The organism is Streptomyces sp. NPDC107500, assembly GCF_055582785.1.
In genome coordinates this window covers 438,602-446,521 of sequence record NZ_JBVJPF010000009.1, presented here as the reverse complement: position 1 = coordinate 446,521, position 7,920 = coordinate 438,602, and the positions used below count along the sequence as shown (strand labels likewise).

Below are 7,920 nucleotides of genomic sequence, written 5' to 3'. Positions count from 1 at the left end.
GCCCGGTTACATTCCGAACCCGGAAGCTAAGCCTTACAGCGCCGATGGTACTGCAGGGGGGACCCTGTGGGAGAGTAGGACGCCGCCGAACAATCTTTGGGAAGGACCCCTGGTCCCCAGCGTTCAGCTGGGGACCAGGGGTCCTTTCGTTTTTCCAGGGCGCACCGGGTACCCGGCTGCGCGAGAATGACTTGCGGTACCGAAGACAGGAGTCACCCGATGTCCACCAACTCTCCCGACGACCGACCGGAGCGCGATCAGCGGCGCCGGGACAGTGGTGACCGCGGCGACCGTGGAGGTCAGCGCGGAGACCGTGGCGGCTTCCGTCGTGACAACGACCGTGATCGCGGCGGGCAGCGTGGTGGCGCCTTCCGCCGTGACGACCGTGACCGCGGGCCGCGTCGCGATGACCGCGATCGGGGCGGTGACCGCGGGGCCCGTCGCGACGACCGTCCCTCGTTCCGCCGCGACGACCGCGGTGACCGTCCTGCCTTCCGCCGCGATGATCGCCGTGACGACCGGCGCGATGACCGCCGTGACGATCGCCGTGACGACCGGGGCGGCCAGCGCGGTGGCTTCCGTCGTGACGAACGGCGCGATGACCGTCCCTCGTTCCGTCGCGATGACAACCGAGGTGGCGGGTACGGGCGTCGTGACGACCGTGACCGTGGTCCGCGTCGTGACGACCGCGGTGACCGTCCCTCGTTCCGCCGTGATGACCGCCGTGACGATCGCCGTGATGACCGCCGTGATGAACGGCGCGATGACCGTCCTTCGTTCCGCCGTGATGAGCGTCCGTCCTACCGTCGCGATGACCGGCGTGACGACCGGCGTGACGACCGGCGGGACGAGCGCCCCTCGTACCGCCGGGACGAGCGCCCCTCGTACCGCCAGGACGACCGCCGTGAGCGTCCGTCCTACCGGCGCGATGACCGGCGTGACGACCGTCGGGACGACCGGCGTGACGACCGTCCTCCGTTCCGTCGTGACGACCGCGGTGACCGCGGTGACCGTCCCGCCTACCGTCGTGACGACCGGCGTGATGACCGTCGCGACGACCGGGGCGACCGGGGTGGCTTCCGTCGGGACGACAGCCGTGGGGGTGACCGCGGTGGGTTCCGTGGCCGGGACGACCGTGGTGGGCGTGGGCCCCGTCGGGACGACCGTGGCGGCCGGCCCGGAGGCTTCCGGGGGCGTGACGACCGGCAGGGTGGCGGTGGACGCTTCCGCGAGGAGCGGGACCGTGACCGGGAGCCGATCAAGCGCCTGCCGATCCCCGAGGAGGTCACGGGCGACGAGATCGACAAGGACGTACGGCAGGAGTTGCAGAGCCTGCCCAAGACGCTCGCGGAGGACGTCGCCAGGAACCTGGTGATGGTCGCCAAGCTGCTGGACGAGGACCCGGAGAAGGCGTACGGCTACTCCAGGGTGGCCCTGCGCCTGGCGTCCCGTGTCGCCGCCGTACGGGAGGCCGCCGGTTTCGCGGCGTACGCCAACCAGAAGTACAGCGAGGCGCTGGCGGAGTTCCGTGCCGCGCGGCGGATGACCGGGTCCGTGGAGCTGTGGCCGGTGATGGCCGACTGCGAGCGCGGGCTGGGCCGTCCGGAGAAGGCGCTGGACATGGCCGGCACCCCCGAGGTGCACAAGCTGGACAAGGCCGGTCAGGTCGAGATGCGTCTCGTGGCGGCCGGCGCCCGGCGCGACATGGGGCAGCTGGACGCGGCCATCGTGACGCTTCAGAGCCCCGAGCTGGCCTCCAACTCCGTGCAGCCGTGGACCGCGCGGCTGCGGTACGCCTACGCCGACGCTCTGCTGGCCGCGGGCCGTGAGCAGGAGGCGCGGGAGTGGTTCGCGAAGGCCGTGGAGTCCGACCGGGACGGCAGCACGGACGCCTCGGACCGGCTGGCCGAGCTGGACGGCGTGGACTTCGTGGACGCCCTCGACGAAGAGGCGGACGACGCCGGGGAGAGCACGGCCGTTCAGGACGAGGCCGGGGACGGCGACAAGGACTGACGCGACATCGAAGGGGCGGGACCGTGCGTACGGTCCCGCCCCTTCCGCGTTACGCGTCGAGTGCGCGCAGCACCAGACCGGAGGCCGGCTTCGGGCCGAAGGACGTCGACTTGCGGGGCATCGTGACGCCCTGGCGGGCCAGGTCGCGGACGACTTCCTCGCGGACCGGGTGCATCAGCACCGCCGTACCGCCGTCGCGTTCCGCCTTCTCGACCGTGGCCGCCGTGTCGTGGATGTAGGAGACGTGCGCCGCCGAGTCGTCCGGGATGTGCCAGACGTGGGCGAGGAGTGTGGTGTGCAGGACGGTGGCGTCCAGCGTGCGCCAGGCCTCGGGCCGGTCGGTGGGGACCGTGCGGGCCAGCAGACCGGGCTCGGGGCGGTCCACGAGATGGAAGGCGCCGTCGCCGGCGAGCAGGAAGGCGTTGCCCGCGCCGGCCGCCTTCGCCAGGGTGTCCAGGGACTCGGCCAGCGGAGTCTCCAGGCGGCGGACCTGGAAGTGGCCGTCCAGGGCGGCGACGGCGTCCCGCACCGGGAGATCGTGCAGCAGGCGGTGGATGGCGCGGACCCGCAGCGGATAGCGGACCGTGTCGACCAGCAGGACCAGGCCGTGGTCCCACGGGCTGGGGGAGGGGTGCTCCGCGCGGAGGGTGCGGTAGGTCGCCCAGCGGTGGTGGCCGTCCGCGATGAGGGCCTGGTGCCGTGCCAGCTCGCCGCGGACCCGGGCCACGGCGTCGGGGTCGGTGACCGACCACAGCCGGTGGCGGTAGCCGTCCTCCGTGGTGGTCGCGAGCAGCGGTGGCCGTTCGGCGGTGCGTTCCACGAGGGCGGTCGTGGCGGACGTGGTGTCGTCTCCGCGGTAGGTCAGCAGCAGGGGTTCGAGGTTCGTCCAGGTGGCGCGCATCAGCGCCGCGCGGTCGGCGACGACGTGCGGCATGACGTCCTCGTGCGGCAGGACCACCCGCTCGGCGGGGTCCGACACGCGCAGGGCGCCGATGATGCCGCGTTGCAGGAGGCCGTCGCCGGCGCGCTGTTCGTAGACGTACAGGCCCGGTTCGGGGTCGGTGGTCAGGACGCCCTCCGCCAGCCAGCGCCGCAGGGTCTGGGCGGCCTGTTCGTGGCGCGCCTCCGGGGTGGCGGCCTGGGGCAGGATCAGGCGGACGATGTTGTGCGGGTCGGCGGACTCCAGGTGCAGCAGGCCGTCGGGGCGGACCACGACGTCGTAGGGCGGGGACGTCACGGCGGCCAGGCTGCCGACCCGGTCGGGGTCGTAGCGGAGGCCTCGGAACGGGGTGAGTTCCAGGCCCCGGTGCGCCGTTGCTTCCGGGTGACCTGCAGAGTTCATCCCGGCATCGTACGTCTGTCGGTGGCATGGGGGATGATCGGGGGAAAGGCGTCGAACGAGGAGCGATGTGCAATGAGCCGGAGCGTCAGGACGAGGCCCGCGGGCAGTGGGCGGCACCTGAGCGAGGCGTACGACACGGCGCTGCTCGACCTGGACGGCGTGGTGTACGCCGGGGGGAACGCGATCGCGCACGCGGTCGACTCGCTCGCCGTGGCCCGCGACGGCGGCATGCACCTGGCGTACGTGACGAACAACGCCCTGCGGACGCCGGACGCGGTGGCCGGGCACCTGACCGAGCTGGGAATCGCGACGGACGCCGCCGATGTGATCACGTCCGCCCAGGCGGTGGCCCGGCTGATCGCCGACCAGATGCCGTCGGGGTCGCGGGTGCTGGTCATCGGGGGCGAGGGACTGCGCGTGGCGCTGCGTGAACGCGGCCTAGAGCCCGTGGAGTCCGCCGACGACGACCCGGCGGCCGTGGTGCAGGGGTACGGCGGGCCCGAGCTGCCGTGGGGGCGGTTCGCCGAGGCGTGCTACGCCATCGCGCGGGGCCTGCCCTGGTACGCCTCCAACACCGACCTCACCATTCCGGGCGCCCGCGGAATCGCCCCGGGCAACGGCGCGGCGGTGGAGGTGGTGCGGATCGCGACCGGCGCCGAGCCGCAGGTCGCGGGGAAGCCGTTGCCTCCCATGCACCGGGAGACGATCCTGCGCACCGGCGCGCGGCGGCCGTTGGTGGTCGGGGACCGCCTGGACACCGACATCGAGGGCGCGTTCAACGGCGAGGTCGACTCGCTGCTCGTCCTGACCGGCGTGACCGACGGCGCCCAGCTGCTGTCCGCGCCGCCGCGGCACCGGCCGACGTACGTCGACGCGGATCTGCGCGGACTGCTCACCGGGCAGCCGGAGGTCACCGGTGACGCGGACGACGGATTCCGCTGCGGCGGCTGGACGGCGACCGCGGGCGAGGACCGGCTGGAACTGGAGGGCGACGGCGGGGCGCTGGACGGTTTGCGCGCCTTGTGCGCGGCGGCATGGACGGCCGGCGGGGAGGAAGGGTGCCGTCTGGACTCGGGGAAGGCGCTGGCGCGGCTGGGGCTGTGAGCCACCGGGACGGCCGGCGGTCCCGCGCCACGGAATCGTGATCGCTTGGCAGGGTAGGCTAGCCTAACCAACGTGTTGGTCGAGAGTCCCCCCGAACAGCGCGCGGAGACCGCCCCCGCGCCGCGCGCCAAGCGCCGCGTCCTGCGTGCCGCAGGGCTGCCCGTGTCCGTGGCCGTGCTCGTGTCCATCGCGTTGGCGAGCATCGCGATCGGTGCGAAGGACCTTTCCCTGGCGCAGGTCTGGCACGGTCTGTTCCACGACTCGGGCACCTACGGCGACGTCGTGGTGGGCGAACGCCAGTCGCGGACCGTCCTCGGTCTGCTGGCCGGTGCCGCGCTCGGCCTCGCGGGCGCGGTGCTCCAGGCGCTGACCCGCAATCCACTGGCCGACCCGGGACTGCTCGGCATCAACGCCGGAGCCTCGGCCGCGGTCGTCACGGCCATCACCTTCTTCGGCGTCACCTCGCTGACCGGATATGTCTGGTTCGCCTTCGCCGGTGCGGCCGGGGTCGGTGCGCTGGTCTGGTTCCTGGGCGGCAGCCGGGGGGCCACGCCGGTGCGGCTGGTCCTGGCCGGCACCGCGATCAGCGCCGCGCTGTTCGGTTACCTCCAGGCCGTGATGATCATGGACGACGCGGCGCTGGGCAGGATGCGCTTCTGGACGGTGGGTTCGCTCGCCTCGGCGACCGGTGACACCATCATGGAAGTGCTGCCGTTCTTCGGCGTGGGCACGATCCTCGCGCTCGCGCTCGCCCGGCCGCTCAACGCCATGGAGATGGGCGACGACACCGCCAAGGCCCTCGGCGCCAATCTGAACCGCACCCGGGCGCTGGCCATGCTCGCCGCGACCGTGCTGTGCGGGGCGGCGACCGCGGCCTGCGGGCCGATCGTGTTCGTCGGCCTGATGGTCCCGCACGTCGTCCGCTCCTTCACCGGGCCCGACCTGCGCTGGATCCTGCCGTACGCCGCGATCCTGTCGCCCGTGCTGCTGCTGGGCGCGGACGTCCTCGGCCGGATCGTCACCCGGCCCGCGGAGCTCCAGGTCGGCATCGTCACCGCCGTCCTCGGCGGGCCGGTCTTCATCTATCTCGTACGACGGCGGAGGACGGCCCAGCTGTGAGGACCGCGAAGACCGTGAAAACCGCCAAGAACGCCAAGACCCTCAAGAGCAACCGATCCGTCCGCGGCCCCGGTGGCCTGTCGTTCCGCCTCGACGTGCGGGCCGTGGTCGTCGTCGCCCTGCTGCTGGTCCTCGCGCTCGCCGCGAGCGTGGTGCTGATCGGCACCGGCGACTTCGAGATACCGGCCGCCGACGTGCTGCGGACCCTGGCCGGCGAGGGCAACGCCGGCCAGGAGTTCATCGTCAACGAACTGCGGCTGCCGCGGGTCCTGGTCGGACTGCTGGTCGGCGCCGCGCTCGGTGTCGGCGGGGCGCTGTTCCAGGCCATCTCCCGCAACCCGCTCGGCAGTCCGGACGTACTCGGCCTCGGACAGGGCGCGACGGCCGGCGCGCTCACCATGATCGTCCTGTTCTCCGGCAGCTCCGCCCAGGTCACCTTCGGCGCGCTCGCCGGCGGCCTGGTGACCGGCACCGCCATCTATCTGCTCGCCTGGAAGCGTGGCGTGCACGGGTACCGGCTGGTCCTGGTCGGCATCGGCGTGTCCGCGATCGTCACGGCGGTCAACGGCTACCTCCTCACCCGGGCCGACATCGTCGACGCCTCCCGCGCCGTCGTCTGGATGACCGGCTCTCTCAACGGCCGTGACTGGGACCAGGTCTGGCCGCTGCTCGCGCTGTGCGCCGTGCTGGTGCCGCTCGTACTCGGCAACGGTCGGGCGCTGCGGATGATGGAGATGGGCGACGACGTCTCGTACGCCCTCGGGGTGCGCGTCGAGCGGGTGCGCGCGCTGCTGATGGTGGCCGCCGTGCTGCTGACCGCCGCCGCCACGGCCGCCGCCGGCCCGGTCAGCTTCGTGGCGCTCACCGCGCCGCAGCTGGCCAGGCGGCTGACCCGTTCGCCGGGCCCCAACCTGCTGCCCTCCCTGTGCATGGGCGCCGCGCTGCTGGTGAGCGCCGACTGGATCTCGCAGCGGGCCTTCGGCGCGGACCAGCTGCCCGTGGGCGTGGTCACCGGTGTACTCGGCGGCGTCTATCTGCTGTGGCTGCTGGTCACCGAGCGCAAGGCGGGCCGGATATGAACGCCGGCACCGGCGCTCGCAGCGGGCCGAACGATCAAAGGAGCAACGTGAACCGCCTGACCGCCGAGAACGTCACCCTCGCCTACGACCAGCGGGTCATCGCGGAGCAGCTGTCGGTGGAGATACCCGACAACTCCTTCACGGTGATCGTCGGCCCGAACGCGTGCGGCAAGTCGACCCTGCTGCGGGCCCTGTCGCGGATGCTCAAGCCCACCCAGGGCCGGGTGCTCCTGGACGGGTCGGTCATCCAGTCGATGCCCGCCAAGCAGGTCGCGCGGACCCTCGGCCTGCTGCCCCAGTCCTCCATCGCGCCCGACGGGATCACCGTCGGCGACCTCGTCGGCCGCGGCCGCTACCCGCACCAGGGTCTGCTGCGGCAGTGGTCGACCGAGGACGAGCGGGTCGTCCAGGAGTCCATGGCGCAGACCGGCGTCTCCGAACTCGCCGAGCGGTACGTCGACGAGCTCTCCGGCGGTCAGCGCCAGCGGGTGTGGATCGCCATGGCGCTCGCCCAGCAGACCCCGCTGCTGCTTCTCGACGAGCCGACGACATACCTGGACATCCAGCACCAGATCGACGTCCTCGACCTGTGCGCCGAACTCCACGAGGAGCAGGGCCGCACGCTCGTGGCGGTCCTGCACGACCTCAATCACGCCGCCCGGTACGCCACCCACCTCATCGCCCTGCGCGAGGGGGAGATCATCGCCGAGGGCGCGCCGGGGGACATCGTCACGGCCGACCTGGTCGAGCGGGTCTTCGGGCTGCGCTGCCAGGTCATCGACGACCCGGAGACGGGGACGCCGCTGGTGGTGCCGGCCGCGCGCAAGGCGCGGGGCGCGGGCGGCACCCAGCTCGGCAAGGCGGGCCGGAAGGTGGCGGCTACAGAAGCTTCCTGAGCCGCAACAGGTCGCGCAGGCCCGCCTCCAGCCGCACCCGGCCCGAGCCCCAGGCCTTGGCGAAGTTCAGCTCGCCGGCGACCAGCGCCACCAGGTCGTCGCCGGTCATCGCCAGCCTGATCCCGGCCTTCTCGCGCGGGGGCCCCGCCAGGGTCTCGCGCACGTCGATCCCGCCGTCCGCCATGCGTCCGGCGAAGGTGACGTCCAGGTCGGTGATGTGGCAGCTCACCGAGCGGTCCAGCGCGGCGGCCGACCGCACGTCCCCTTCGGCGCCCCGCATGTCGTTCGAGAGCTTGTCGAGTGCGGCGCGGCACTCCTCAGTCGTCGCCATCGGGACGAACCGTACCCCAGCGGTACGCGGTAGCGT

The 7,920-nt window shown here is 72.6% G+C and carries 8 protein-coding genes and 1 rRNA gene; 7 read left to right on the top strand and 2 right to left on the bottom strand.

Going from position 1 to position 7,920, the window contains the following annotated elements:
* The 3 genes from rrf to ACZ67M_RS34010 all read left to right on the top strand — a co-directional run.
* Positions 1–91: ribosomal RNA gene (gene rrf / locus ACZ67M_RS34020) — 5S ribosomal RNA — on the top strand; the annotation flags it as partial.
* A gap of 411 nt (positions 92–502) precedes the next feature.
* Entirely contained in the window at positions 503–1,375 is an 873-nt protein-coding gene (locus ACZ67M_RS34015) for a hypothetical protein (protein WP_469853928.1), read from the top strand.
* On the top strand, positions 1,267–2,013 hold the full coding sequence (locus ACZ67M_RS34010; protein ID WP_392239423.1) for a tetratricopeptide repeat protein: 747 nt from the start codon (positions 1,267–1,269) through the stop codon (positions 2,011–2,013). The genes ACZ67M_RS34015 and ACZ67M_RS34010 overlap by 109 nt, the downstream gene beginning before the upstream one ends.
* A gap of 49 nt (positions 2,014–2,062) precedes the next feature.
* Here the strand turns inward: ACZ67M_RS34010 and ACZ67M_RS34005 are convergent, their stop codons facing one another.
* Positions 2,063–3,355 (bottom strand): DUF1015 domain-containing protein, encoded by a 1,293-nt coding sequence (locus ACZ67M_RS34005; RefSeq protein ID WP_451854950.1) that lies wholly within the window; start codon positions 3,353–3,355, stop codon positions 2,063–2,065.
* Positions 3,356–3,427: 72 nt separating this feature from the next.
* Here ACZ67M_RS34005 and ACZ67M_RS34000 point away from each other — a divergent pair, with 72 nt between their 5' ends.
* The 4 genes from ACZ67M_RS34000 to ACZ67M_RS33985 all read left to right on the top strand — a co-directional run bounded on the left by ACZ67M_RS34000 (position 3,428) and on the right by ACZ67M_RS33985 (position 7,553).
* Positions 3,428–4,459 carry an HAD hydrolase-like protein gene (locus tag ACZ67M_RS34000; protein ID WP_451854951.1) on the top strand — a complete coding sequence of 344 codons (1,032 nt, stop codon included), beginning with the start codon at positions 3,428–3,430 and terminating at the stop codon, positions 4,457–4,459.
* 72 nt (positions 4,460–4,531) lie between these two features.
* The gene (locus ACZ67M_RS33995) at positions 4,532–5,578 is read left to right on the top strand and encodes a FecCD family ABC transporter permease (RefSeq protein WP_469853924.1); all 1,047 of its coding nucleotides are present in this window, start codon (positions 4,532–4,534) and stop codon (positions 5,576–5,578) included.
* Between the two features lie 14 nt (positions 5,579–5,592).
* The gene (locus ACZ67M_RS33990) at positions 5,593–6,657 is read left to right on the top strand and encodes a FecCD family ABC transporter permease (protein ID WP_361360463.1); all 1,065 of its coding nucleotides are present in this window, start codon (positions 5,593–5,595) and stop codon (positions 6,655–6,657) included.
* Positions 6,654–7,553 carry an ABC transporter ATP-binding protein gene (locus tag ACZ67M_RS33985; RefSeq protein WP_361360465.1) on the top strand — a complete coding sequence of 300 codons (900 nt, stop codon included), beginning with the start codon at positions 6,654–6,656 and terminating at the stop codon, positions 7,551–7,553. The genes ACZ67M_RS33990 and ACZ67M_RS33985 overlap by 4 nt, the downstream gene beginning before the upstream one ends.
* On the opposite strand, the gene ACZ67M_RS33980 is transcribed toward ACZ67M_RS33985, so the two are convergent.
* A complete protein-coding gene (locus ACZ67M_RS33980; protein ID WP_361360467.1) occupies positions 7,537–7,884 on the bottom strand; it encodes a sterol-binding protein in 348 nt (115 codons plus the stop codon). The two genes, ACZ67M_RS33985 and ACZ67M_RS33980, sit on opposite strands and share 17 nt — an antisense overlap.
* Positions 7,885–7,920: the final 36 nt, after the last annotated feature.

What these genes read in the sequence shown, in the direction of transcription:
- ACZ67M_RS33985 (WP_361360465.1), top strand. Translation starts at nt 6,654, where the DNA reads ATGAACGCCGGCACCGGCGCTCGCAGCGGGCCGAACGATCAAAGGAGC.
- ACZ67M_RS34015 (WP_469853928.1), top strand. Translation starts at nt 503, where the DNA reads ATGATCGCCGTGACGACCGGCGCGATGACCGCCGTGACGATCGCCGTG.
- ACZ67M_RS33980 (WP_361360467.1), bottom strand. Translation starts at nt 7,884, where the DNA reads ATGGCGACGACTGAGGAGTGCCGCGCCGCACTCGACAAGCTCTCGAAC.
- ACZ67M_RS34000 (WP_451854951.1), top strand. Translation starts at nt 3,428, where the DNA reads ATGAGCCGGAGCGTCAGGACGAGGCCCGCGGGCAGTGGGCGGCACCTG.
- ACZ67M_RS34005 (WP_451854950.1), bottom strand. Translation starts at nt 3,355, where the DNA reads ATGAACTCTGCAGGTCACCCGGAAGCAACGGCGCACCGGGGCCTGGAA.